At 67.2% G+C, this 23,799-nt stretch carries 21 protein-coding genes; 17 read left to right on the top strand and 4 right to left on the bottom strand.

The window, feature by feature from the left end; all coding sequences use genetic code 11:
• Positions 1 to 113: 113 nt before the first annotated feature.
• The 4 genes from dut to AC6JAC_RS13675 all read left to right on the top strand — a co-directional run bounded on the left by dut (position 114) and on the right by AC6JAC_RS13675 (position 2,591).
• Positions 114 to 662, top strand: a complete 549-nt coding sequence (dut, locus tag AC6JAC_RS13690; RefSeq protein WP_028270827.1) for a dUTP diphosphatase — start codon at positions 114 to 116, stop codon at positions 660 to 662.
• Positions 663 to 758: 96 nt separating this feature from the next.
• Positions 759 to 1,466: a DUF3710 domain-containing protein gene (locus AC6JAC_RS13685; RefSeq protein WP_028270826.1), complete on the top strand. Its 708-nt coding sequence runs from the start codon at positions 759 to 761 to the stop codon at positions 1,464 to 1,466.
• The gene (locus AC6JAC_RS13680; RefSeq protein WP_028270825.1) at positions 1,459 to 1,851 is read left to right on the top strand and encodes a hypothetical protein; all 393 of its coding nucleotides are present in this window, start codon (positions 1,459 to 1,461) and stop codon (positions 1,849 to 1,851) included. Before AC6JAC_RS13685 ends, AC6JAC_RS13680 begins: the two co-directional genes overlap by 8 nt.
• Positions 1,848 to 2,591 (top strand): DUF3159 domain-containing protein, encoded by a 744-nt coding sequence (locus AC6JAC_RS13675; protein ID WP_028270824.1) that lies wholly within the window; start codon positions 1,848 to 1,850, stop codon positions 2,589 to 2,591. The genes AC6JAC_RS13680 and AC6JAC_RS13675 overlap by 4 nt, the downstream gene beginning before the upstream one ends.
• On the opposite strand, the gene AC6JAC_RS13670 is transcribed toward AC6JAC_RS13675, so the two are convergent.
• Together AC6JAC_RS13670 and AC6JAC_RS13665 are read right to left on the bottom strand one after the other, a co-directional pair.
• The gene (locus AC6JAC_RS13670; protein ID WP_028270823.1) at positions 2,588 to 3,349 is read right to left on the bottom strand and encodes a potassium channel family protein; all 762 of its coding nucleotides are present in this window, start codon (positions 3,347 to 3,349) and stop codon (positions 2,588 to 2,590) included. The genes AC6JAC_RS13675 and AC6JAC_RS13670 overlap by 4 nt on opposite strands.
• A complete protein-coding gene (locus AC6JAC_RS13665) occupies positions 3,350 to 4,021 on the bottom strand; it encodes a potassium channel family protein (protein WP_028270822.1) in 672 nt (223 codons plus the stop codon).
• A gap of 189 nt (positions 4,022 to 4,210) precedes the next feature.
• Here AC6JAC_RS13665 and AC6JAC_RS13660 point away from each other — a divergent pair, with 189 nt between their 5' ends.
• The 13 genes from AC6JAC_RS13660 to AC6JAC_RS13600 all read left to right on the top strand — a co-directional run bounded on the left by AC6JAC_RS13660 (position 4,211) and on the right by AC6JAC_RS13600 (position 20,002).
• Positions 4,211 to 6,187, top strand: a complete 1,977-nt coding sequence (locus AC6JAC_RS13660) for an APC family permease (RefSeq protein ID WP_028270821.1) — start codon at positions 4,211 to 4,213, stop codon at positions 6,185 to 6,187.
• Positions 6,184 to 7,572: a class I SAM-dependent RNA methyltransferase gene (locus AC6JAC_RS13655; RefSeq protein WP_028270820.1), complete on the top strand. Its 1,389-nt coding sequence runs from the start codon at positions 6,184 to 6,186 to the stop codon at positions 7,570 to 7,572. Before AC6JAC_RS13660 ends, AC6JAC_RS13655 begins: the two co-directional genes overlap by 4 nt.
• 154 nt (positions 7,573 to 7,726) lie before the next feature.
• Positions 7,727 to 10,537, top strand: coding sequence for an aconitate hydratase AcnA (gene acnA, locus AC6JAC_RS13650; RefSeq protein WP_028270819.1), 2,811 nt, complete (start codon positions 7,727 to 7,729; stop codon positions 10,535 to 10,537).
• Between the two features lie 149 nt (positions 10,538 to 10,686).
• The gene (gene dxs / locus AC6JAC_RS13645) at positions 10,687 to 12,660 is read left to right on the top strand and encodes a 1-deoxy-D-xylulose-5-phosphate synthase (protein WP_028270818.1); all 1,974 of its coding nucleotides are present in this window, start codon (positions 10,687 to 10,689) and stop codon (positions 12,658 to 12,660) included.
• Entirely contained in the window at positions 12,657 to 13,217 is a 561-nt protein-coding gene (locus AC6JAC_RS13640) for a DUF402 domain-containing protein (protein WP_028270817.1), read from the top strand. Before dxs ends, AC6JAC_RS13640 begins: the two co-directional genes overlap by 4 nt.
• Positions 13,214 to 13,774: a hypothetical protein gene (locus AC6JAC_RS13635; protein WP_028270816.1), complete on the top strand. Its 561-nt coding sequence runs from the start codon at positions 13,214 to 13,216 to the stop codon at positions 13,772 to 13,774. The genes AC6JAC_RS13640 and AC6JAC_RS13635 overlap by 4 nt, the downstream gene beginning before the upstream one ends.
• Before the next feature lie 34 nt (positions 13,775 to 13,808).
• Positions 13,809 to 14,027, top strand: a complete 219-nt coding sequence (locus AC6JAC_RS13630; protein WP_028270815.1) for a helix-hairpin-helix domain-containing protein — start codon at positions 13,809 to 13,811, stop codon at positions 14,025 to 14,027.
• 87 nt (positions 14,028 to 14,114) lie between these two features.
• A complete protein-coding gene (locus AC6JAC_RS13625) occupies positions 14,115 to 15,092 on the top strand; it encodes an aldo/keto reductase (protein WP_028270814.1) in 978 nt (325 codons plus the stop codon).
• Positions 15,092 to 16,114, top strand: a complete 1,023-nt coding sequence (locus AC6JAC_RS13620) for a nucleoside hydrolase (RefSeq protein ID WP_028270813.1) — start codon at positions 15,092 to 15,094, stop codon at positions 16,112 to 16,114. The genes AC6JAC_RS13625 and AC6JAC_RS13620 overlap by 1 nt, the downstream gene beginning before the upstream one ends.
• Before the next feature lie 107 nt (positions 16,115 to 16,221).
• Complete coding sequence (locus tag AC6JAC_RS13615; protein WP_028270812.1) at positions 16,222 to 17,043, top strand: hypothetical protein; 822 nt, start codon at positions 16,222 to 16,224, stop codon at positions 17,041 to 17,043.
• Positions 17,044 to 17,047: 4 nt separating this feature from the next.
• Entirely contained in the window at positions 17,048 to 17,869 is an 822-nt protein-coding gene (locus AC6JAC_RS13610) for an energy-coupling factor transporter transmembrane component T (RefSeq protein WP_028270811.1), read from the top strand.
• Positions 17,866 to 19,449: an ABC transporter ATP-binding protein gene (locus AC6JAC_RS13605; protein ID WP_028270810.1), complete on the top strand. Its 1,584-nt coding sequence runs from the start codon at positions 17,866 to 17,868 to the stop codon at positions 19,447 to 19,449. Before AC6JAC_RS13610 ends, AC6JAC_RS13605 begins: the two co-directional genes overlap by 4 nt.
• Before the next feature lie 58 nt (positions 19,450 to 19,507).
• Entirely contained in the window at positions 19,508 to 20,002 is a 495-nt protein-coding gene (locus tag AC6JAC_RS13600) for a hypothetical protein (protein WP_156037108.1), read from the top strand.
• A 115-nt stretch (positions 20,003 to 20,117) separates the two neighbouring features.
• Here the strand turns inward: AC6JAC_RS13600 and AC6JAC_RS13595 are convergent, their stop codons facing one another.
• On the bottom strand, positions 20,118 to 22,304 hold the full coding sequence (locus tag AC6JAC_RS13595; protein ID WP_028270808.1) for a 3-hydroxyacyl-CoA dehydrogenase NAD-binding domain-containing protein: 2,187 nt from the start codon (positions 22,302 to 22,304) through the stop codon (positions 20,118 to 20,120).
• Positions 22,301 to 23,638 (bottom strand): thiolase family protein, encoded by a 1,338-nt coding sequence (locus AC6JAC_RS13590; protein WP_028270807.1) that lies wholly within the window; start codon positions 23,636 to 23,638, stop codon positions 22,301 to 22,303. Before AC6JAC_RS13590 ends, AC6JAC_RS13595 begins: the two co-directional genes overlap by 4 nt.
• Positions 23,639 to 23,799 lie beyond the last annotated feature (161 nt).

Here is a 23,799-nt window from a genome sequence, read left to right as displayed (position 1 = left end):
CCAGCTTTCCACTTTTTCCGGGGTATTTCACCTTGGCCCGGTAGCGGCCGCTGCCCGCGGCGGCCAGGCCGCGGCTAGGCCAAGGTGCGCCGCTCGCGTTAGAGTAAATGACTGTGACTGAAGAAACTGCAGCCGTGAGTACTTTGCCGCCGAACTCCCTGGAAGGCAGCGCCGCGGCCTACGGATCGCCCACGCTGTCGGTCCAGCTGAAAATGCTCGACGCCGGCCTCGAAGCCCCGTCCTACGCGCACCCCGGCGACGCCGGTGCGGACCTTCGCGCCCGCGAGGACGTAGTCCTTGAACCAGGCGAACGCCGGCTGGTGCCCACGGGGGTTTCCATCGCCCTCCCCAACGGTTATGTCGCCCTCATCCACCCCCGGTCCGGGCTGGCCACCAAGCATGGCCTGACAGTGGTCAACGCCCCCGGGACCGTGGACGCGGGATACCGCGGCGAGATCGCCGTGACGCTGCTGAACACGGACCGTGAGAAGGCCATCGAGCTGCGGCGCGGCGATAGAATTGCACAGATGGTCATTCAGCGCGTGGAGTACGCACAGTTTGTGGCCGTTGCGGAATTGAGCGACTCGGTCCGCGGTGACGGCGGCTTCGGTTCCACCGGCGGATTCGGTTCCGCCGCCGGGTTCGGAACACCGCAGGCCTAGCCGCGGGCGCTGCCCGGCTCAGCCGGTGCTGCATGACTTACCGCGCGGCCCACAGTGGCACGGCGGGAATTGATCACTACTAAGGAGACAAACCCGATGGTTTTTGGGCGTGGCAAGAAGGCCAAGAAGGACCAGGCGGCAGAGACCGCGGAAAGCCCGGAAACTGCAGGCTCCGTTGCCGAGGAGCGCACTGGCCGGGCAGCCACGGGGCCCTTTGACGTCTCCGAAGTCGACAGCACTGACGGCTACGTTGACCTGGGAGCCCTCCTGATTGCTCCCCGGGAAGGCCTCCAGCTCCGTCTCGAGATCGAGGAAGCCACCCAGCGGGTTGTGGCTGTGACCATGGACCTCGACGGGTCGAGCCTCCAGCTCCAGGCCTTCGCCGCGCCCCGCACCGAGGGGCTCTGGGACGAGATCCGTGAACAGATCGGCCAGTCCGTGGGAAGCCAGGGCGGCCAGGTCGAGGAGATTCCCGGCGTTTTCGGTACCGAACTGGTGGCCAAACTTCCGGCAGGAACGGCCGACGGCGCGGGCGGCTACCGCGTGGCCCGCTTCATCGGCGTCGACGGCCCCCGCTGGTTCCTCCGCGGCGTGCTGGGCGGCGAAGCTGCCCTGGACCGCGACGCCGCGGCGAACCTGGAATCGCTGTTCCGGCAGATCGTGGTGGTCCGCGGCGAGAGCCCCATGCCGCCGCGTGACCTGCTGCAGCTCCGCCTGCCGAAGGATTCCGCTCCCGCGCCGCTGCAGGGCGCACCCGAGTTCGAGCAACCCGAGCGCGGACCGGAGATCACCCAGATTGGCTGACCCGGCCGGCGAATATCCGCAGCCCGAACTTTCCATCAGTGGATTGCCGGACCGTGGACGGGTGCTGTGCCGTGGCTTCATCGAGTCCGTGACCTACGTACCGGCCGCACAGGTTGCCAGCTTCACCGCGATCATCACGGACCACGACCTGCCGCGCACCAAGGGAGGCGCTGCCCCCGCCGCGGTGGAACCGGCGTCGGCCCGGAGGCCCGGAGGACCCGGCCGGCGCGACCGGCTGCGGGTCGTGTGGCTCGGCCGGCGTCGCGTTCCCGGCGTCGACCCCGGCTGCGAACTCCGGCTGGAAGGCATGCTGACGTTGCGCGACGGGCTGCCCACCATGTTCAACCCCCGCTACGAAATACTGTCCCGCCAGGAGAACCAATGACGCCGTCCGAGACTCCGGATCCCGCTGCCGGACCGGCCGCATCCGAACCGGTCAAACCACGGCCCGCGCCCGAGCCGCCGTCAGTGGCCGACCTCGCGGAAGGCTACGCGGTCAAGGCCGGCCTGCACCGGACCAAGGACGGCAGCATCGATGTGCTGAAGACCGCCGGCGGCGTCCAGGGTATCGCCGAGAGCATCGTCCCCGGACTCACCTTCCTCGTAGCCTTCACCATCACCCGCGACCTCACCCTGTCCCTGATCGGGGCCCTTGCCGCGGCCGCAGCCTTCACCATTGCCCGGCTGGTCCAGCGGCGTCCGCTGACCCAGGCGCTGGCCGGGATAGTCGGCGTCGGAATTTCGGCGTGGCTGGCGAACACCACCGGGAAGGCGGAGAACTTCTACGTTCTGGGGTTCTTCACCAACGCCGCCTACATTGCAGGCATGGTGGTGTCCATAGCACTGCGCTGGCCCATCGCCGGCCTGCTGTTCGGTTTCATCAGGAACGAGGGCCTGGAGTGGCGCAAGGACCCGGCCCGGGTCAGGGCCTACCGCCTGGGCACGTGGGTCATCGTGGGTGTCCTGGTGCTGCGGCTGCTGGTACAGGTGCCGCTCTACCTCCTCGGCGAGCAGGGCCTGAACGGCCTCGCCACCACACGGCTCCTGATGGGCGCCCCGCTGTACATCCTGGGCATCTGGGTTGCGTGGCTCATCACCAAGCCCGACCGTAGCCGCCCGAACTAGCCGTCGAAGCCGTCGTCCTCGGGAGCCTGCTGCTCCCGGGGCTGGGCGGCGGCCGGGTGCCCCTCGTCCTCCTGTGCACCGTCCGTGTCCCGGTCCTGCTGTTCAGGCGACAGCAGCGCCCTGAGCTGGTCTTCGGCAGCAATGGTGGTGACGAAAAACAGTTCGTCCCCGCCGTCGAGCACATCGTCCCGGCTGGGCGTGATGGGGGCCTGGTCCCGGAGGATCGCCACCAGGGTGGAGTCCTCGGGCCAGTCAATGTCTCCCACGGTGGTTCCGATGACGTGCGAGTCGTGGGGCACGGTGAACTCGACCAGGGACGACACCCCGGTCTGCAGCGTGAGCAGCCGGACGAGGTCGCCGATTTCCACCGCTTCCTCAACGAGGGCGGTCATCAGCTGCGGGGTGTTGACTGCGACGTCCACGCCCCACGAATCATTGAACATCCAGTCATTCTTGGGGTTATTGACGCGTCCCACCGTGCGGCCGACGCCGAATTCGGTTTTGGCCAGCAGGGACACCACAAGGTTCACCTTGTCATCACCCGTGGCTGAAACCACCACCTCGGCGTCCTCGAGCTTGGCGTCCTGGAGCGTGCTCAGTTCGCACGCGTCGCCCACCAGCCAGTGCGCCCCGCGGAGCCCGCTGCGGCCGATCACTTCCGGTTTCAGGTCGATCAGCAGGATTTCGTGTTTGTGGGCAAGAAGCTCACGGGCGATCGAGGAACCGACGCTGCCTGCCCCGACGATGACGACTTTCACTTACTGCTCCTTGGGGGGTTCTTTGGCAAGAATGTGGCCTACCTCGGCGCTGCGGTCCACGCGCAGCATGGCGTGGACGGTGTCGCCCTCCTGATAGGACGTGCCGGCGGCCGGCAGCATACCTTCGCCAAACCTGGTCAGGTAGGCAACCCGGATTCCGGCCGCCTTCTCGATCTGGGCGACGGAGTGCCCGATCCACGCCGGGTCGAGGTCGATTTCGGCCAGGACCAGCCGGCCGGAGGGCTCACGGAAGTCGCCGGCGAGGTGCTGTTCGGGCAGGATCCGGCGCAGCACCTGGTCCGCGCTCCAGCGCACTGCCGCGACCGTGGGAATGCCCAGGCGCTGGTAGATCTCGGCGCGGCCGGGGTCGTAGATCCTTGCCACCACGTGCGGGACGTGGAACGTTTCGCGGGCCACCCGGGTGGCCAGGATGTTGGAGTTGTCACCGCTGGACACGGCCGCGAAGGCGTACGCCTCACTGACGCCGGCCTGTTTCAGGGTCTCCCGGTCGAACCCGACTCCGGTGACCTTGCGACCGGAAAAGCCGGTGCGGAGCCTGCGGAAGGCACGGTCGTCCTGGTCGATAATGGCCACCGAATGGCCCGCATCCTCGAGGGTGTGCGCAAGCGTAGCTCCCACACGCCCACATCCCATGATCACGAAGTGCGCCACCCGTGCCTCCTCAGTCTTTTTCCTGTTGCTGCGTAAGACTCTACCGGCCGTCGGCGCCACTCGGCCCGGTGGCCGCAACTTCCCGCCCGGCGGCCTCACCGGCGGCCGCGGGGGCGCCGCGGAGTGGCCCCGGGGCGAACAGCCACATGCCGTCATGACATCGCGTCCGAATCAGACTAGCTTTGTGGAGTGCTGACAATATTGAATGCCGTGAAGCGGGTGCTGGTGGGGAGGCCCTTCCGGAACGACCGGCTGGCCCACACCCTCCTGCCGAAGCGGATCGCGCTTCCGGTCTTCGCCTCGGATGCCCTGTCCTCTGTGGCCTACGCGCCCGACGAAATCCTCCTGACCCTGGCACTGGCGGGCGTCAGCGCGGTTGCCTTTTCACCATGGGTGGGCCTCGCCGTCATGGTGGTGCTGCTCACGGTGGTGGCGTCCTACCGCCAGAATGTCCACGCCTACCCGTCCGGCGGCGGCGACTACGAAATAGCCAACGTCAACCTGGGCAAGTACGCCGGATTGACCGTGGCCTCAGCGCTGCTCGTTGACTATGTGCTCACGGTTGCCGTCTCGATGTCCTCCGCGGCAACCTACCTCACCGCAGCGGTCCCGGCGCTTCACGGCCAGCAGGCACTGATTGCCACCGTGGGCGTGGTCATCCTGGCGCTGGTAAACCTGCGGGGCATCAAGGAAGCAGGCAGCGTCTTTGCCGTTCCCACCTACATCTTCATGGCGTCCATCCTGGGCATGACCGCCGTCGGCGTCTTCCAGGCGGCAACCGGCCAGCTCGGCGAGGCCCCGTCCGCGAACTTCACGATTGTTCCGGCGGCCGGGTTCGACGAGGGGCTGGTGGGGCTTGCCGGCGCCTTCCTGCTGCTCCGCGCGTTCTCCTCGGGTGCCGCGGCCCTGACCGGCGTGGAAGCCATCAGCAACGGCGTTCCGAATTTCCAGAAACCCAAGAGTAAGAACGCCGCCACCACGCTGCTGCTGCTGGGTGTCATCGCTTCCGCAATGCTCGCCGGCATCATCTACCTGGCCAACGCCACCAAGGTGCACATTGTGCTGGACCCGGCCACGGAATTCCTGGTCAACGGGCAGCCGCTGCCGGAAGGCTACATCCAGAGTCCGGCCATCAGCCAAATCGCCCAGACCATCTTCGGGCCGGGTTCGGTGCTGTTCTACATCGTGGTGGCCGCAACCGGCGTCATCCTGGTTTTTGCCTCGAATACAGCCTTCAACGGTTTCCCGGTCCTCGGATCCATCCTCGCGCAGGACGGCTATCTCCCGCGCCAGCTGCGCACGCGCGGTGACCGCCTGGCCTTCAGCAACGGCGTGCTGGCCCTCGCCGCAGGCGCCCTGGTGCTCATCCTGGCCTTCAACGCCGACGTCACCAAGCTCATCCAGCTCTACATCGTCGGCGTTTTCATCTCCTTCACGGCAAGCCAGCTGGGCATGGTCCGGCACTGGGGGCGCGAACTCAAACTGGCACGGGACAAGACCGTGCGCCGCCGGATGCTGAAGTCGCGCACCATCAACATGATCGGGTTCGGCATGACCGCCCTGGTCCTGACCATCGTGCTGATCACCAAATTCGAGCAGGGGGCATGGATCGCGCTGCTTGCGATGTTCGTGCTCTTCCTCATCATGTGGAGCATCCGTGCGCACTACGACAACGTGGCCAAGGAACTGGCCGTGGACGAGGACTCCTCCCCGCGCGCCCTTCCGTCCCGGGTCCACGCCGTGCTCCTGGTGTCCCACGTCCGCAAGCCCGTCCTGCGGGCCCTGGCCTATGCGCGCGCGTCCCGGCCCTCGCGGCTCGACGCCATCACGGTGGATATCAACTCCGAAGAAACGGCCCACACCCTCGCGGACTGGGAGAAGCTCGAAATTCCGGTGCCGCTGACGGTCCTCGCCAGCCCGTACCGGGAAACGGTGACCCCCATCATGGAATACGTCAAGAACATGCGGCGGGATTCGCCCCGCGACCTCATCGTGGTCTACATCCCCGAGTACGTGGTGGGTAAGTGGTGGGAACAGCTGGTCCACAACCAGACCGCCCTCCGCATCAAAACCCGCCTCCACTTCGAGCCGGGTGTCATGGTGGCCAGCGTCCCCTGGCAGCTGAAATCGTCCGAAGAAGCCAAGAAATTGCAGGATATCCAATGAACCCCGAGACCCAGACCCGCACGCATGCCGAACTTGTGGTGGAGGTCGGGCCGATAGCCCACGGCGGCCACTGCGTGGCCCGCCACGAAGGCCGCGTGGTGTTTGTCCGGCACGCAATTCCCGGCGAAAAGGTCAGGATCCGGCTGACGGACGCCGGCGAGGACTCCAAGTTCTGGCGCGCCGACGTTGTGGAGGTGCTCGAAGCGTCACCGGACCGCGTGCCCCATTTCTGGCACGTGGCTGATTCCCTGCGTGCCTGGTCCCACGGCCACCCGCCCGTGGGCGGCGCCGAACTGGGCCACGTCTTGCTGGAACGCCAGCGCAGCCTCAAGGCTGAGGTCCTGGCGGAACAGCTGAAGCGGCTCGCCGGCGTCGAACATCCGGCTGTGTGGGCGGACCCCGCCGGCCGGGAGAACATCGTCGAAGCTGTGGGGGAAGCTGCGGCGGCCGACGGCACCCCCGGCGCGGCAGGCCTCGGCTGGCGCACGCGGGCAAGTTTTGCCGTGACGCCCGCCGGGAAGCTGGGAATGCATGCCCACCGTTCCGATCAGGTCATTGCCATCCGTGAGATGCCCCTCGCCGTGGCCGGAATCAACGAGCTTAAGCTCTGGGACGCCGACCTCCAGGGCGTCGAGCGCGTGGAAGTGGCAGCCCCTGCCAACGGATCGCGCCCGCTGGTGCTGCTGGCCCCGTCCGCAGGCACCCGCGCCAAGCGCCTCAGCGGCATCCTGGCGCAGCTTCCCGACGACGTCTCCGTGGCCAGTTTCGATCCGGCCAAGGGCGAGGTGCTGCAGCTGCGCGGCCGCACCTGGGTCCAGGAGACCGCCGCCGGACACGAATACCGTGTCACGGGGGAGGGCTTCTGGCAGATCCACCGGGACGCGCCGGACACCCTCGTCGGGGCGGTCAAAGGATTCCTGCACGACGGCGGATACCTTGAGCCGGGCGCGGTGGTGGCCGACCTGTACGCCGGTGCGGGCCTTTTCACCGCAGCCCTCGCCGACGCCGTCGGTGTCACCGGTTCGGTGCTGTCCGTTGAAGGTGCCCCCGGCACCAGCCGCGACGCGCGGAAGAACCTCCACGGGGCGCCGCAAGTGGAGATCGTGCAGGGACGCGTGGAACGTGTGCTGCGCCAGAAACCCCGCAACTTCGACGCCGTCGTCCTTGATCCGCCCCGCGCCGGCGCGGGCAAAGCCGTGGTCAGCCAGTTGATGGCCGCGGGGCCGCGGGCGGTCGCCTATGTGTCCTGCGATCCGGCGTCGTTCGCCCGGGACCTGGGGTACTTCCAGCAGGGCGGCTGGTCGCTCGCAGGGCTGCGGGCGTTCGATCTGTATCCGCACACGCACCACATGGAGACAGTGGCGTTGCTGACGCCCCCGGCCTGATGTGACTAGGATGGGCGTAGTAGTCCCACGTCGCGCGCCGAATTCTCGGCTGACCCCATGCTCTTTTGTATGACCTTGTACTAATTAGGATGACCTAACTAGCAAGCGGTCTACCGCGCGACAAAGATGAAACTGTTGCGAGAGGAGTCCTGCGATGAGCATTGTGGACAGCTTCGGTTCAAAAGGCAAACTTAATGTAGCCGGTACCGAATACGAAATTTTCCGGTTGAACTCCGTTGAAGGTGCAGAAAACCTTCCGTTCAGCCTCAAGGTATTGCTTGAAAACCTGTTGAGGACCGAGGACGGCGCGAACATTACGGCCGATCACGTCCGAGCACTGGCCGGTTGGGATCCCAACGCCCAGCCCGACACTGAAATCCAGTTCACGCCGGCGCGCGTGATCATGCAGGACTTCACTGGCGTGCCCTGCGTTGTGGACCTCGCCACCATGCGTGAGGCCGTCAAGGAGCTCGGCGGTGACCCCAAGAGGGTCAACCCGCTGGCTCCCGCCGAGATGGTGATCGACCACTCGGTGCAGATCGACGCATTCGGTAACTCCGGCGCACTGGAGCGCAACATGGAGATCGAATACCAGCGGAACGGGGAGCGCTACCAGTTCCTCCGCTGGGGCCAGACCGCGTTTGACGACTTCAAGGTCGTCCCGCCGGGAACCGGCATTGTGCACCAGGTCAACATCGAGTACCTGGCCCGCACCGTGATGACCCGTGAAGTTGACGGCGTTGTCCGGGCCTACCCGGACACCTGCGTCGGCACCGACTCGCACACCACCATGGTTAACGGCCTGGGCGTGCTGGGCTGGGGCGTTGGCGGCATTGAAGCCGAAGCTGCAATGCTGGGCCAGCCCGTGTCCATGCTGATCCCGCGTGTCGTGGGCTTCAAGCTGACCGGATCCATCCCGGCCGGCGCCACCGCCACCGACGTCGTCCTGACCATCACCGAGCAGCTGCGCAAGCACGGTGTTGTGGGCAAGTTCGTGGAATTCTACGGCGAAGGTGTGGCGGCAGTGCCGCTGGCCAACCGCGCCACCATCGGCAACATGAGCCCGGAGTTCGGCTCCACGGCCGCCATGTTCCCGATCGACGACGTCACCCTCGACTACCTGCGCCTCACCGGCCGGTCCGAAGAGAACGTTGCCCTCGTGGAGTCCTACGCGAAGGAACAGGGCCTCTGGCACGATCCTTCCAAGGAGATCAAGTTCTCCGAGTACCTCGAGCTGGACCTGTCCACGGTTGTTCCCTCCATCTCCGGCCCGAAGCGTCCCCAGGACCGCATCGAGCTCACGGATGCCAAGGAGCAGTTCCGCAAGGACATCCACAACTACGTGAGCATCGAAGACGGCAGCGTCGACGAGTCCCTGGAAGAGTCCTTCCCGGCCTCCGACCCGCCCTCCTTCACCCACGCCGATTCCCACACCACCGAAACTGCGCGCGTTGAGTCTGCCGCCAACGGTGCCCATGGGCGTCCGTCCACCCCGGTGCACGTTGTCACCGCGGACGGCCGCGAGTTCGAGCTGGACCACGGCGCGGTCTCCATCGCCTCGATCACGTCCTGCACCAACACGTCCAACCCGTCCGTGATGCTTGCTGCCGCACTGCTGGCCCGCAACGCCGTGGACAAGGGCCTGGCCGCGAAGCCGTGGGTCAAAACCTCCGTGGCTCCGGGCTCCAAGGTAGTCACCGACTACTACGAGAAGTCCGGCCTCACGCCGTACCTGGAGAAGCTCGGCTTCTACATCGTGGGCTACGGCTGCGCCACCTGCATCGGCAACTCCGGCCCGCTGGACGCCGAAATCTCCGAGGCCATCCAGGCCAACGACCTTTCCGTCACCGCGGTGCTCTCCGGTAACCGCAACTTCGAAGGCCGGATCAACCCGGACGTGAAGATGAACTACCTGGCCTCCCCGCCGCTGGTCATCGCCTACGCCCTGGCCGGAACCATGGACTTCGACTTCGACACCGATGCCCTCGGCCAGGACGAAGCCGGAAACGACGTCTTCCTGAAGGACATCTGGCCGAACCCGGTCGAGGTCCAGCAGGTCATCGACTCCTCGATCGACAAGGAAATGTTCGCCCGCGGCTACGAGGGCGTCTTCGACGGCGACGACCGCTGGAAGGCACTCGACACCCCGGCCGGCGACACCTTCGCCTGGGACGAGAAGTCCACGTATGTCCGGAAGCCCCCGTACTTCGAAGGTATGAAGGCCAAGCCGGAGCCCGTCACGGACATCACCGGTGCCCGCGTGCTGCTCAAGCTCGGCGATTCGGTCACCACCGACCACATCTCCCCGGCCGGTTCCTTCAAGTCGGACACCCCGGCCGGCCAGTACCTGCTGGCCAACGGTGTGGAGCGCAAGGACTTCAACTCCTACGGCTCGCGCCGTGGCAACCACGAAGTCATGATCCGCGGCACGTTCGCGAACATCCGCATCAAGAACCAGCTGCTCGACGGCGTCGAAGGTGGCTTCACCCGCGACTTCACCCAGGCGGACGGTCCCCAGGCGTACGTTTACGACGCCGCCCAGAACTACCAGGCAGCCGGCACCCCGCTGGTGGTCCTGGCAGGCAAGGAATACGGCTCCGGCTCATCCCGTGACTGGGCTGCCAAGGGCACCGCGCTCCTGGGCGTCAAGGCTGTCGTGGCCGAAAGCTACGAGCGCATCCACCGCTCGAACCTGATCGGCATGGGCGTCCTGCCGCTGCAGTTCCCGGCCGGCGAATCAGCCGCGACCCTGGGCCTGAGCGGCACGGAAACCTTCGCAGTCGAGGGCGTCACGGCCCTCAACGAAGGCACCACGCCGAAGACCCTCAAGGTCACCGCTACAGCTGAAGACGGCTCCGCCAAGTCCTTCGACGCGGTCCTCCGCATCGATACCCCGGGCGAGGCGGACTACTACCGCAACGGCGGCATCCTGCAGTACGTGCTGCGCCAGATCTCCGCCAACTAGCGGCAGAGGTCACAACCGGCACCACCCAAAAGCCCCGGACTGTCACCGACAGGCCGGGGCTTTTGCGTGGCGGCCATCGCTCCCTGCGTCCGGCCCGCCGTCGAGGCGTTAGAGTTAAAAGGCATGTCTACCACCCGAAGGAGGCCCCGTTGGGAATTTTGGACACCATCCGGAATCCGCAGGACCTGAGCAAGTTGACCGAAGAACAGCTGACCCAGCTGGCTGCGGAGGTCAGGAGTTTCCTGATCGGCAACGTGTCGCAGACGGGTGGCCACCTCGGACCGAACCTCGGCGTTGTGGAACTGACCATGGCCGTGCACCGTATTTTCGATTCCCCCCGGGACAGCATTGTCTTTGATACCGGGCACCAGTCGTATGTCCACAAGCTCCTCACCGGACGCCAGGACTTCAGCACGCTCCGCCAGGAAGGCGGCATGTCCGGCTACCCGGACCGTGCGGAGTCCGAGCATGACATCGTGGAAAGCTCCCACGCCTCCTCTTCGCTGTCCTGGGCCGACGGCATCTCCCGCGCCCGGCAGCTGACCGGCGACGGTGACCGCTACGTGATTGCCGTGGTGGGCGACGGCGCCCTCACCGGCGGCATGGCCTGGGAAGCGATCAACAACATCGCAGCGGACAAGAAGCGCCGCGTCGTGATCGTGGTCAACGACAACGGCCGTTCCTACGCGGCAACCGTCGGCGGCTTCGCCGACTACCTGGCATCCCTGCGTCCCACCATCGATTCGTTCCGCGCGGCCCCGGCCTACGAGGGCACCCTGGACTGGTGGAAGCGGAAGCTCCAAAACGGCGGACCCGTGGGGCAGTTCACCTACCGGAGCCTGCATGCCATGAAGAAGGGCATCAAGGACTGGTGGGCGCCGCAGGGCATGTTCGAGGACCTGGGCATGAAGTACATCGGCCCGGTGGACGGACACAACCTCCAGGCCATGGAGCACGCCCTCTCGACCGCGAAGAACTACGCCGGTCCGGTCATTGTGCACGCGATGACCGAAAAGGGCCACGGCTACGCGCCGGCACGCGCGCACGAAGCCGACCAGTTCCACGCCGTCGGCATCATCGATCCCGAAACCGGGGAGCCCACCGAGGCGGGCGGCGCCCAGTCCTGGACATCGGTCTTCGCCGACGAAATCGCCGCGATCGCCGATGAACGCCAGGACATCGTGGGTATTACCGGTGCCATGCTCATTCCGGTGGGCCTGCACAAATTCGCCGCACGGCACCCGGAACGCGTCTTCGACGTCGGCATCGCCGAGCAGCACGCGCTGACCTCTGCCGCCGGCATGGCCTTCGGCGGGCTCCACCCCGTCGTCGCCGTCTACGCGACCTTCCTGAACCGCGCCTTCGACCAGCTGCTCATGGACGTTGCCCTGCACCGGGCCGGCGTCACCATCGTCCTGGACCGCGCCGGCGTGACAGGGCCTGACGGCGCCAGCCACCACGGCATGTGGGACATGGCCATGGTCCAGATCGTCCCGGGGCTCCACCTGGCAGCGCCACGCGACGCCACAAGGCTCCGCGAAGAACTCCGCGAAGCCGTGGCCATCAAGGACGCGCCCTCTGTTGTCCGCTATTCCAAGGGCAGCGTAGGCGCCGAAGTGGAAGCGCTGGAGCGCCTGGGCGACGGCGTGGACGTGCTGGCCCGCCGTCCCGCTGGCTCCAGCGAAAACGACGTGCTGATCGTGAGTGTGGGCGCCATGTCCGAGCTCGCACTGGATGTCTCCAACCGGCTGGGCGCCCAAGGCATCAGCTCCACGGTGGTGGACCCCCGCTGGCTGCTGCCGGTCCGGAAGTCCATCATTGCGCTGGCTGCCCGCCACCGCCTGGTCATCTGCATCGAGGACGGCGTCCGCGCCGGCGGTGTGGGTTCACGCATCCGGCAGGAAATGCGCGCCGCGGGCGTTGACACCGCCCTCAACGAGGTGGGCCTGCCGGTGGAGTTCCTGGACCACGGCACGCGTGCGCAGGTGCTGGAACGGGTCGGTTTGACGGCCCGCCAGATCACGCACGACGTCGTTGCCCAGGTCCTGGGGACCAAGGTGCCTTTCGCCCGTCCCCTGCCCGGCCAGGAACACCCGACTACGGGTAGCCTGCCAAAACTGTGATCCCGCACGAGGCCGAACCTCCCGGGGACCTGGCACCGGGAGACCTGGTGGTGGCGCGGAACCGCAAATGGGACGGTGGCGCGCACTGGGTGGTACCGGGCAGCTACCTCGGCGCCGACAGCCATGGCTGGTGGATCTTCCAGCCCAAGGGATCGTTCATTTCGCGGCCCGGAGCGGCTTTCCACGCCCGGTCCGACGCGGTCCTGCTTGTTCCGCGGACCGGCGACTACGTGGCGACGTTCTACGACGACACCTACCCCGGGGACTTCCGGGTGTACGTGGACCTCGCCGTGGGCCACGGCTGGAACGTCCTCCGGCCCGGCACGCTGGAGTTCCACGTGATCGATATGGACCTGGACGTCATCCGGTCCGTGACCCGTGGCGTCTACATCGACGACGAAGACGAATTCGCCGAGCACCAGGTGCGTATGGAGTATCCGCGGGACCTCGTGGACCGCATGCTCCGGGAGACAGAACAGCTTTACCAGGCCGTGAAGGCACAGCAGGCACCGTTCGACGGCACAGACGCCGAGTGGTTCAGGAGAGGACGGGCATGAGCGGAATTATCAGGGTCTACAAACGAGACGACGAAGGGGTCCTGCTGTTCCGGGAAGCCTGGTTCGATGAGGACTACAGCCAATTCGTCATGAACCACGGCGTGGTCGGGCACCAGAGCAAGACGGACGAAACGGACGTCGCCGATGCCGGAGCCGCCGAAGGCCTCATGGACGCCTTCGCGGTGCAGTGCGCCGAGGACGGCTACGCCGAGATTGCCGACGAAGAGCAGTTCTGGGTGGTTGCGCAGTACGCACTGAAAACCAAGGACGGCACCGACCGTGACCGCTACCTGGAGGAAAAGGCCAAGGACGCCCTCATCAGCCACCTTGCCTGGCGCGGACTCGGCACCGTGGAGCGGTCAGAATTCGGCGATGCCAAACTCAACATCTTTTGCCTCTGCCCCGACGTCAACAAGGCCGTCAATGCCATCAAAGTCTGCATCCGCGGCGAGGACCTGGACTTCACCAAGCTCAGCATCGGGGCTGCGCCGTTCGGGGCACCAGAGGCCTTTAAGCTGAAGCACTCGCCGAAACCGGCTTCGGGCTTTACTCTCTAAGAGGGGGCAACCGACTGACTGGGAGGCAACCGCTATGGCGCCAAAATCCGTTCAACCAGGCCACACCCCGATTCCCCGCGGAATCGGCGCGCCTGCCCGCCGGGCCATGGCCCACGCGGGGCTGGAAACCTTGGAACAGGTGGTCCAGTACCCCCAGCGGGAATTGTTGAAGTTGCACGGAATGGGCGTCAAGACCATGGCACAGCTCCAGGACGCCATGGACGAGCACGGACTCGAGTTCCCCGCCACCTGACACGGCTTCCGGCCTCCGGCCACGGTCCGGACGCAGCCCCGAAGGGCTGCGTCCGGACCTGTATTGCGGCCGTTATAGGCTGAATTCATGACTGAATACCGCCGCCTTGGAAAATCCGGATTGACCGTCTCCGTTGTTGGCCTCGGCTGCAACAATCTCGGCCGGGCCAATACCGTGACGGAGTCGCAGGAGGGGACCGACGCCGTCGTGCATGCCGCCCTGGACGCCGGCATTACGCTCTTTGACGTCGCGGACACCTACGGCCGGGAGCCCGGACTCAGCGAGACCATGCTGGGCAAAGCCCTTGCAGGCCGGCGCGGTGACGCTATTGTGGCCACGAAGTTCGGCATGGACATGCGCGGAGCCAACGGCAACGACTTCGGGGCCCGCGGATCACGGCGCTACATCGTCAAGGCCGCCGAAGCCTCGCTGCGGCGGCTCGGCACCGACTGGATCGACCTCTACCAGTTCCACACCCCGGACCCGCTGACGCCCATCGACGAGACACTTGCCGCCCTGGACGACCTCGTCACCAGCGGCAAGGTCCGCTACCTCGGGCACTCCAACCGGGCCGGCTGGCAGGTGGCCGAGGCCGAATTCGTTGCCCGCGCCCGCGGAGGTTCTCGCTTTGTGTCCACCCAGAACCACTACAACCTGCTGGACCGCCGCGCAGAAGCCGAAATCACGCCCGCCGCAGAAGCCTACGGCCTGGGCGTGCTGCCCTACTTCCCGCTGGCCAACGGACTGCTGACCGGCAAGTATGCGCCCGGCAAAGCTCCGGAAGGCTCCCGCCTCAGCCACACCCGCACCAACCTGGTCCACGACGCCGACTGGGACCAGCTGGAGAAGTTCAGCGCGTTCGCCGCAGAGCGCAACCTCACCGAAATTCAGGTGGCGTTCTCCTGGCTGGCGGCCCAGCCGTCCGTCAGCAGCGTGATCGCGGGCGCCACGAAGCCGGAACAGGTCCGCGAGAACGCCGCCGCCGTGGCCTGGGTGCCTGCTGCCGACGAACTTGCCCGGCTCGATGAGATCTTCCCCCGTGCGCCCAAGGTGGCACTCTTCTGATGCATTCAGTCCTGATGGACGTGGACACCGGGATCGACGACGCCCTGGCCCTGGTGTACCTCCTGTCCCGCCCCGAAGTCCGGGTGCATGCCATCACCTGCACCGCAGGAAACGTGGGCGCCCGGCAGGTGGCGCTCAACAACCTGGCCCTCCTGGAGCTATGTGGCAAGCCGGGAATCGAGGTGGCCATCGGCGCTGAAGTGCCGCTGGAAATCCCGCTTGTCACCACTGAGGAAACCCACGGGCCGCAGGGGATCGGCTACGCGGAACTGCCGCCGCCCGCACAACAGATCTCGGCCCGGCACGCCGTCGACGTCTGGGTGGACGAGGTGCGCAAGCACCCCGGCGAGATCACCGGACTCATCACCGGTCCGCTGACCAACTTTGCCCTGGCCCTCCGCCGGGAACCGGACCTGCCGCACCTGCTCAAGGGGCTGGTGATCATGGGCGGCTGCTTCTACTACCAGGGCAACACCACCCCGACGGCAGAATGGAACGTTTCGGTCGATCCGCACGCCGCGAAGGAAGTGTTTGCCGCCTACCGGGGACTCCCGGAGGACAAGCTGCCGGTGGTGTGCGCGCTGGAGACCACCGAACTGATCGAGATGCGGCCCGAACACCTGCAGCGCCTGGCCGAGGCCGCGGGCGCCGGTCCGGAACCCGTCCTTCCGGACCAGCCTGAGGGGCTCCGCAGCACATCCGGAAACCCCTTGGTGGCGTGCCTCTCGGACGCCATCCGTTTCTACATGGAGTTCCATCGGCTCTACGACCAGGGCTTCGTGGCCCACGTGCACGACGCTTTCGCCGCCTGCGTGGCGGTGGGGCGGACGGACGTGGCCACTGCGCTGGCCACGGTGGACGTCGAAACCGTATCCCCGCTGCTGATGGGCACCACCGTGGCGGACTACCGGGGGCTGTGGGGCCTGCCGCCCAACGCCCGGATTGTGATGTCGAACAATCCGAAGCAGTGCTTTGATGAGCTCATCGAATCAGTGGGGGCGCTGGCAGGGCGACTGCCCTAAGATGGTAGCTGCGCCGAGGTGACATAGGCGCACGTTTGCCGATCCCGGTACCGGTGTACCCAAGTCCGTGTACCCGAGGAACGCAGCCCACAGCCAAAGGAACAGCCATGTCACAGCAATCCCGGACCCTGCCCGCCCCTGGACAGGCGGCGGTCCGCAACCGCCGCCTGCTTGAAATCCTTGGTGCGGTGTCCATTGCGGCAACCTTCATTTTCCTCGTCCTGACGCAGCCCGCGGACATCACCAACGGGTTGGCGGGCGGATCCACCCTCGTGGCCCTGGGCGGTTTCCTGCTGGGAGCCATCCTCCTGATCATCGGTGTGCTCCCCACCCTCCCCACCTCCACACTCGTGCTGATTCCGGTGGCACTCGTCCTCAACATCGCCCTCGGGCAGATCATGGGCTCCACCGGACTGCCGTTCTACTTCGACGCGATCGGCACAGTGCTCATTGCCGTCCTGGCCGGTCCGGCCGCCGGAGCCGCAACGGGCGCCCTCAGCAGCGTCGTGTGGTCCTTCATCAACCCCACCGTGCTGCCCTTCGCCGCCGGTGCGGCGCTCATCGGTTTCCTGGCGGGCCTCGCCGCCCGCTACGGGCTGTTCCGCCGCTTCTACCTGGCCCCGGTGGCAGGCTTCGTGACGGGCATCCTGGCCGGCGTCGTCTCCGCACCGATCGCGGCTTTCGTCTTCGGCGGCACCTCCGGTGTCGGGACCGGCGCGATTGTCAGCGCTTTCCGGGCCATGGGCGATACCCTGCTGGCGGCCATCACCAAGCAGGCGCTCATTTCGGACCCCATGGACAAGGCCATTGTCTTCGCCGTCGTCGCGATACTGGCGTACGCGCTGCCGCGCCGGACCACGCTGCAGTTCGCCTTCGTCCGCCGCTTCAACGTGCTCGCAGGCAAGAAGCGGGAAGCGCCGGACGCCTGATTCCGTGCCTGCCCGACTGAACCCTCCCGCCGCGCCCAACCCCCTGACCGCACTCGCCGCTGCCGTCGCGGCCGCAGCAATCACGACGGCGGTGTCCAGCTGGGCCGTTTCCCTCGCCGTTGCCCTCGCCTGCGCGATGCTGGCAGTGCGGTCCGGGGTGGCCGGCCGGCTGGCGCCGGCGGCCGCGGTGATCCTGGCACCGTTCTGGCTGTCGCTTCTGGTCATGCACGGGCTGTTCTTTCCCGAGGGCAGGACGGTCCTGGCGGACTGGGGCGCAGCCAGGGTCACGGCGGAGGGCCTGGGTTTCGCGCTGGACATGGGTGCGCGGACGGCCGCATACGTCATGGTCTTCCTGCTCTTTTCGTTCACCGTCCGTGTGCCGGACCTGGTGGCGGTGATGGCGGCGCGGCGCGTGCCCCCGCAGTTCGGCTACGTCCTGGCATCCACCCTGACGCTGGCACCGGCCATCAGCCGAAAGCTGGCGCGGATCCGGCAGGCCCAGGAATCCCGGGGACTGGTGCTGGGAGGCGGACCGCTGCGGCGGCTGGCGGCCGCCCGGCTGCAGATGGTTCCGCTGGTCCTCTCGCTCATCGAGGATGCCGGTGAGCGGGCACAGGCGCTGGATGCCCGGGGCTTCAACGGCAGCCGGACCCGCACCAGCTACCGGGACGTGCCGGATACTGCTGCCCAACGGGCATTCCGGGCCGTCGCCCTGCTGCTGGCCGCAGCCGCGGTGGCGCTGCGGCTCTCCGGACAGTGGCCCGAGCTCCCGGGGTTCCCGCTCCAGGGGTTCGCAATGCTGTGGCCAGGCGGAGTGCCGGGATGAGGAGTGTGGCCCTGCTCGAGGCCCGGATTGAAGCCTTCAGCTATCACGGCGAGGACGCGTCCGTTCTCCACGACGTCGAGGTTGTTGCGGCACCGGGTACGCTCACTGCCGTGCTGGGCGGTTCCGGCAGCGGCAAGTCCACCCTCGGCCGGCTGCTGGCCGGCTGGCTGTCCGGCGGGAACTCCGGACAGTTCAAAGGCAGCCTGCACCTGCGTACTTCCGACCTGCGTGCTTCCGACCTGTCTGATTCGGGCAGGTACGCGGCACCGGGGGACGGCGGGCCCCTCGTTTTTCACGGCACGCCGGACGACCCACGGATTGACGCGGCCCTCTGGTCCGATCAGGTGGGGTTCGTGCCGCAGGATGCCGCAGCCCTGTTGTCCACCGTGGGGTCCACAGTGGCCGAGGAGCTGGCGTTCGGCCTCGAGAACCGGGGCATGGACAGGACCTTGATGCACGCGGAGGTGTTGCGTGCCGCCGAATCCGCCGGACTGACCGGGCTGCTGGAACGCGATCCGGCCACCCTCTCCGGCGGCGAACTGCGGCGGCTCGCGGTGGCCTGTTCCGCCATGACGCGCCCCGGAGTGCTGGTGCTCGATGAACCGCTGGGCTCGCTGGATGCCGCAGGCTCAGCCTCGGTGCGTGCGCTGGTCCGTCGGCTTCTGGACGCCGGCACCGCCGTCGTTGTCCTGGGCCAGGCCGTGGACGACCTGGCGATGTCAGCCACCCGCTGGCTGGTGCTCGACGGCGGCACGGTCACCGCACGCGGCACCCCCGGCGAGCTGGCGGGCAGCCCCGCGCTGCTGCAGTCCGGCGTTGTGGTTCCCGCGCCGGCGGACGACGGTTCCGGCCTGCGCTGCCGGACCGTTGACCGGCAGTTGGCCGCTGCCGGTCCCGGAACGGAAAATCCCGCTGCTGCCGTCCTGGAACTGGACCGTCTCAGTTTTGGCTACCCGGCAGGCAGGGGAAAGACGGGTCCGGGCGGGCTGGGCGATCTCAGCCTCGCAGTGGCTGCCGGACAGGTCGTCGCCGTGACGGGTCCGAACGGAGCCGGCAAGTCAACGCTGCTGAGGCATCTCAACGGCCTGCTCCGCCCAATGCGGGGGGCCGTCCGGATCGAGGGCAAGGACATCGCCGGCATTCCGACGGGGCGTGTGGCGGACCGGGTGGGCCTGCTCTTCCAGCATCCGCGGGACCAGCTCTTTGAGCGAACGGTACTGCGCGAGGTGCTGTTTGGCCTGGAGCGGAAGGTCGGTGCGGCGGCGGAAGCGGCCGCGCGGGCGGCGCTGGCCGCCGTCGGACTCGGTGACCAGCTGGCGGCCCATCCGCATGAGCTTCCGGCGTCCCGGCAGCGGCTCCTCGCCCTTGCCACGGTCCTGGCCCGGGAACCGGTCCTCATCGCCCTGGACGAGCCCACCGTGGGCCTGGACCGCCACGGCCTCGAACGCCTGGATGAGGCGCTTGGCGCGGCGGCCGAGCGTGGTGCAGCCGTCGTTATGGTCACGCACGAGCTCGCCTATGCCCGGGCCACGGCCCACCGGGTCCTCGAACTGCGGGACGGCACGCTCCGGGAGGTTTGAATGTTGCCGGGCACTCCGGCCCTACGGCCGCCTCTGTCGGCCACCTAGGCTTACCGCTATGAGTTCAACGCCCCCGGTGCCGGTCGTCACGGACAAGCCCGCACCCGTGACGGCTGCCATCAGGATCCTGCTGATCGTGGGCATCCTCGGAACGCTGTTGGCGGGTGCAGGGCTCTTTTTCCTGTTGGGAATGCTGGGTATGGTGAGTCTGCGGACCGCGGCGCCGGGCCTTGCCATGTGGTCGGTCGCGTTCCTGGTGAGTGTGGCCGATATCGTAGCCGCACTGGCACTCCGTCGCGGGAAGCGGGGCGTGCGCCCCGTCATCGTGGGATTTCAACTGGCGGGCCTGGCGATGCTGGGGTTCAGCGTGGTGGCCGGGTGGGCGAGCCAGACCCAACCCGGGGCTCCGGGCGTGGGCCAGATGCTGGTGATGTTGCTCGGTGTCCTGGCGTCATCGGGCCTGCCGTTCGTCTTTGGCCTGGTGGCAGCGGGTCTTCTCTGGGCGCCGTCTGCGAGGGCCTATTTCAACCCCGATACGGCCACAGTGGACTGACGTCTCGTTCACACGCAGCAGCACCGAACGCAGAAACGCCGCCGCCCGCACCGGATAAGGTGCGGGCGGCGGCGCCGTCGGTTGGGCAGTGGGGGTGGACTGCTGCCCCGTGGCCCTAGGCCGGAACTGCCGCGGAGGCTACGCCGGGAGCGAGGAACTTCCTGCCGTTGACCCGTTCGGAGGCCCCGACGCGGTCCAGGTAGGGGGTGATGCCCCCGAGGAACATCGGCCAGCCGGCTCCGAGGATCATGCAGAGGTCGATGTCTTCCGGACCTGCCACCACGCCTTCTTCCAGCATGAGTCCGATTTCCTCCGCCAGCGCATCCTGCGTGCGGCGGAGGACTTCCTCCCCGGTGGAGGGGGAGGTGCCGAAGGACAGCAGCGCCAGCGTGTCGGCGGGGATGAACGGCTTTCCGTCCGGTCCCTTTTCCGGCACCCCGTTCTGCAGGGCCCAGATGGATTTTACGCCGTTGTCGATCAGCTTTTGCAGGTTCTGCGAAACGCTGAAGCGGTCCCCGAACGCGGCATGCAGGGATTCCTGCACGTGCTGCGCCACGGGCAGGCCAACCATCGCACCGAGCGTAAACGGCGTCATGGGCAGCCCCATGGTCCGCAGCGCGTTGTCGGCCACGTCCGCCGGAGTTCCCTCGTCGAACGCCGCGGTCACTTCGCCCATGAGGCGCAGCAGGATGCGGTTGACCACAAACGCGGCGGCGTCCTTGACCAGGACGGCGGTCTTCTTCAGGCCCTTGGCAAGTTCGAACGCGGTGGCCAGCACGGCGTCGTCGGTCTTTGGCGCCCGGACGATCTCCAGCAGCGGCATCACGGCCACCGGGTTGAAGAAGTGGAAGCCCACCAGACGCTCAGGGTGCTTCAGGTCCTCAGCCATGGCAGTGACAGACAGTGAGGACGTGTTCGTGGCCAGGATGCACTCGGGGGAGACAATCGCCTCCACCTCCGCGAACACCTGCTTCTTGACGTTCAGTTCCTCAAACACGGCCTCGATGACGAAGTCGGCGTCGGCGAACGCCGCCTTGGAAACCGAGCCCGTCACAAGTGCCTTGGTGCGGTTGGCGGCGTCAGCACTGAGCCGCTTCTTCGCGAGCATCTTGTCCACTTCGGCGTGGACGTAGCCCACACCCTTGTCCACGCGGTCCTGGTCGATGTCCGTCATGACCACCGGCACCTTCAGCTGCCGGGCGAAGAGCAGCGCCAGCTGGCTGGCCATCAGGCCTGCGCCCACCACGCCCACCTTGGTCACCGGCCGGGCCAGCTTGCGGTCAGGTGCCCCCGCCGGGCGCTTGGAACGCTTTTGGACGAGGTCCAGGAAGGCGTACACCGTGGAGCGGAATTCGTCGGTCTGCATGAGTCCGGCCAGGGTCTCGCATTCGAGTGCTGCCGATTCCGTCTGGCTCATGGTCCGGTTGGCCTCCATGATGTCCAGCACTTCGGCCGGCGCGGGCGAGGCATTGGACGTCTTGGCCTCCACGAAGGCCCGTCCGGCGGCAACGGCCGCCGTCCAGCGGCCGGCAACCTCCGGATCGGAAGGCTCGACGGCGTTGGGCCGCTTCGGGGCGACCTCGCCGGAAATGACGTCGGCCGCCCAGGCGAGGGACTGCTCCACGAAGTCGGCCGGTTCGAACATGGCGTCGGCGATGCCCAGGCTGAAGGCCTGCGGACCGGTGAGCGTCCGGTTGTTGCTGAGCGGATTCTCGATCATCACCTTGACGGCGTTCTCCGGTCCGATCAGCCTCGGAAGGATGTAAACGCCGCCCCAGCCGGGCACCAGGCCGAGGAAGGCTTCGGGAAGCGCCAGGGCACCGGCGCCGGTGGACACCGTCCGGTAAGTGGACTGCAGGGCGATCTCCAGGCCGCCGCCCAGGGCCACGCCGTTGATGAAGGCGAAGCTGGGCACGCCCAGGTTGGCGAGGGTGGCGTAGACGTCGTGGCCGAGCTGCGCCATCCAGAGTCCGTGGTCCCGGTGGTTCAGGGACTTCACGGCGGACAGGTCCGCGCCGGCCACGAGGTAATAGGGCTTGCCGGTCACGCCGACGCCCACAATCTCGCCGCGGGCGGCCCGGTCCTTGAGGCCCTCCAGGACCGTACCCAGTTCCACCAGGGTATTCGGGCCCAGCGTGGTGGGCTTGGAGTGGTCAAAGCCGTTGTCCAGGGTGATCAGCGCGAACGTTCCCGGGCTCGGCTTGCCGGCGGCAGCCGGCAGCTCGATGTCCTGGACATAGGAGTGCGTGACGGCCTCGTCAGGGAAAAGGTCGGCAAGCTTGCGGAAATCGGCGGCGCTCATGCTGCTGCTCCTTCAGTCTGGGTGATGGCGGGATCGGTGCTGGCGGTGTCATCGGCGGGCGACACGGCGCCGCTGTAGTCTGTGTATTCCGAGTGACGAGGGTTTTCCCAGATGACGGTGGCGCCCATGCCCAGGCCGATGCACATGGTGGTCATGCCGAAACGGACCGACGGGTCCTCCTCGAACTGGCGCGCCAGCTGGTTCATCAGCCGCACTCCGGAGGAGGCCAGCGGATGCCCGACGGCGATCGCACCGCCGTAGCGGTTGACGCGGGGATCGTCGTCGGCAATGCCGAAGTGGTCCAGGAAGCTCAACACCTGGACGGCGAATGCCTCGTTGATTTCGAACAGCCCGATGTCCGAGATGTCCAGGCCTGCGTTCTTCAGCGCCTTTTCCGTGGCGGGGACCGGTCCGATGCCCATGACTTCGGGCTCCACGCCGGCAAAGGCGTAGCTGACCAGGCGCATTTTCACCGGCAGCCCAAGCTCCGCCGCGGCCTCCGCGGAGGCGAGCAGGGCCGCCGTCGCGCCGTCGTTCAGACCGGCGGCATTGCCGGCGGTCACCCGGCCGTGGGGGCGGAAAGGCGTGCGCAGCGCGGCAAGGTCCTCGAGGGAGGTTCCCGGCCGGGGCGGTTCGTCAACGGTGTTGACCGTCCAGCCCTGCCCGGGCTTCATGGTGGCCACCGGCACCAGGTCCGGCTGGATCTGGCCCTTTCCGTAGGCCGCCGCCAGTTTGTCCTGGGATGCCACGGCGTAGGCGTCCGTGCGGTCCTTGGTGATGGCCGGGAAACGGTCGTGCAGGTTCTCGGCGGTGTTTCCCATGTTCAGGGCGGCGGGGTCCACGAGGCGCTCGGACATGAACCGCGGATTGGGATCGGCGCCCTCGCCCATCGGGTGGTTGCCCATATGTTCCACTCCTCCGGCGATGACGACGTCGTACGCTCCGAAAGCGATGCCGCTGGCAGTGGTGGTGACGGCGGTCATCGCGCCGGCGCACATGCGGTCCACGGCGAAGCCGGGGACGGTGCGGGGGAGTCCGGCCAGGAGGGCCGCCGTGCGGCCGATGGTGAGCCCCTGGTCGCCGGTCTGGGTGGTGGCGGCTACTGCCACCTCGTCAATTCGGTCGGCCGGGAGGGAAGGGTTGCGGCGCATGAGTTCGCGGATGCACTTGACCACGAGGTCATCGGCGCGGGTTCCGGCGTAGATGCCCTTTTCGCCCGCGCGGCCGAACGGGGTGCGGACACCGTCCACAAAGACGACGTCGCGGACGGTCCTGTTCCTTCCACTGCTGTGGGTTCCGCTGCTTTGTTCTCCGCTGTGGCGGGGCTGGCTCACGTGATACTCCTCATCGAGACATTGGTGCCGGACGCGCGCCAGTGGCAGCGGCAATCCGGGCGGCATTGATTCCAATGTTACTCGTGAGTAACTTAGCTGGCAAGGACCCGCGCGACGGTTGTTGTCCGGCCCCGGCGGGCAGGTCGATGCGGCCCGCCGAG

Source organism: Arthrobacter sp. KUASC02 (assembly GCF_059739395.1).
The sequence above is the reverse complement of the archived record's forward strand: the minus strand, read 5'-3'. Positions and strand labels throughout refer to the sequence as shown.

Excerpts from the sequence above, each read along its gene's own strand:
- AC6JAC_RS13685 (WP_028270826.1), top strand. The coding sequence starts at position 759 with ATGGTTTTTGGGCGTGGCAAGAAGGCCAAGAAGGACCAGGCGGCAGAG.
- AC6JAC_RS13675 (WP_028270824.1), top strand. The coding sequence starts at position 1,848 with ATGACGCCGTCCGAGACTCCGGATCCCGCTGCCGGACCGGCCGCATCC.
- AC6JAC_RS13655 (WP_028270820.1), top strand. The coding sequence starts at position 6,184 with ATGAACCCCGAGACCCAGACCCGCACGCATGCCGAACTTGTGGTGGAG.
- acnA (WP_028270819.1), top strand. The coding sequence starts at position 7,727 with ATGAGCATTGTGGACAGCTTCGGTTCAAAAGGCAAACTTAATGTAGCC.
- AC6JAC_RS13635 (WP_028270816.1), top strand. The coding sequence starts at position 13,214 with ATGAGCGGAATTATCAGGGTCTACAAACGAGACGACGAAGGGGTCCTG.
- AC6JAC_RS13630 (WP_028270815.1), top strand. The coding sequence starts at position 13,809 with ATGGCGCCAAAATCCGTTCAACCAGGCCACACCCCGATTCCCCGCGGA.
- AC6JAC_RS13625 (WP_028270814.1), top strand. The coding sequence starts at position 14,115 with ATGACTGAATACCGCCGCCTTGGAAAATCCGGATTGACCGTCTCCGTT.
- AC6JAC_RS13620 (WP_028270813.1), top strand. The coding sequence starts at position 15,092 with ATGCATTCAGTCCTGATGGACGTGGACACCGGGATCGACGACGCCCTG.
- AC6JAC_RS13615 (WP_028270812.1), top strand. The coding sequence starts at position 16,222 with ATGTCACAGCAATCCCGGACCCTGCCCGCCCCTGGACAGGCGGCGGTC.
- AC6JAC_RS13605 (WP_028270810.1), top strand. The coding sequence starts at position 17,866 with ATGAGGAGTGTGGCCCTGCTCGAGGCCCGGATTGAAGCCTTCAGCTAT.
- AC6JAC_RS13600 (WP_156037108.1), top strand. The coding sequence starts at position 19,508 with ATGAGTTCAACGCCCCCGGTGCCGGTCGTCACGGACAAGCCCGCACCC.
- AC6JAC_RS13595 (WP_028270808.1), bottom strand. The coding sequence starts at position 22,304 with ATGAGCGCCGCCGATTTCCGCAAGCTTGCCGACCTTTTCCCTGACGAG.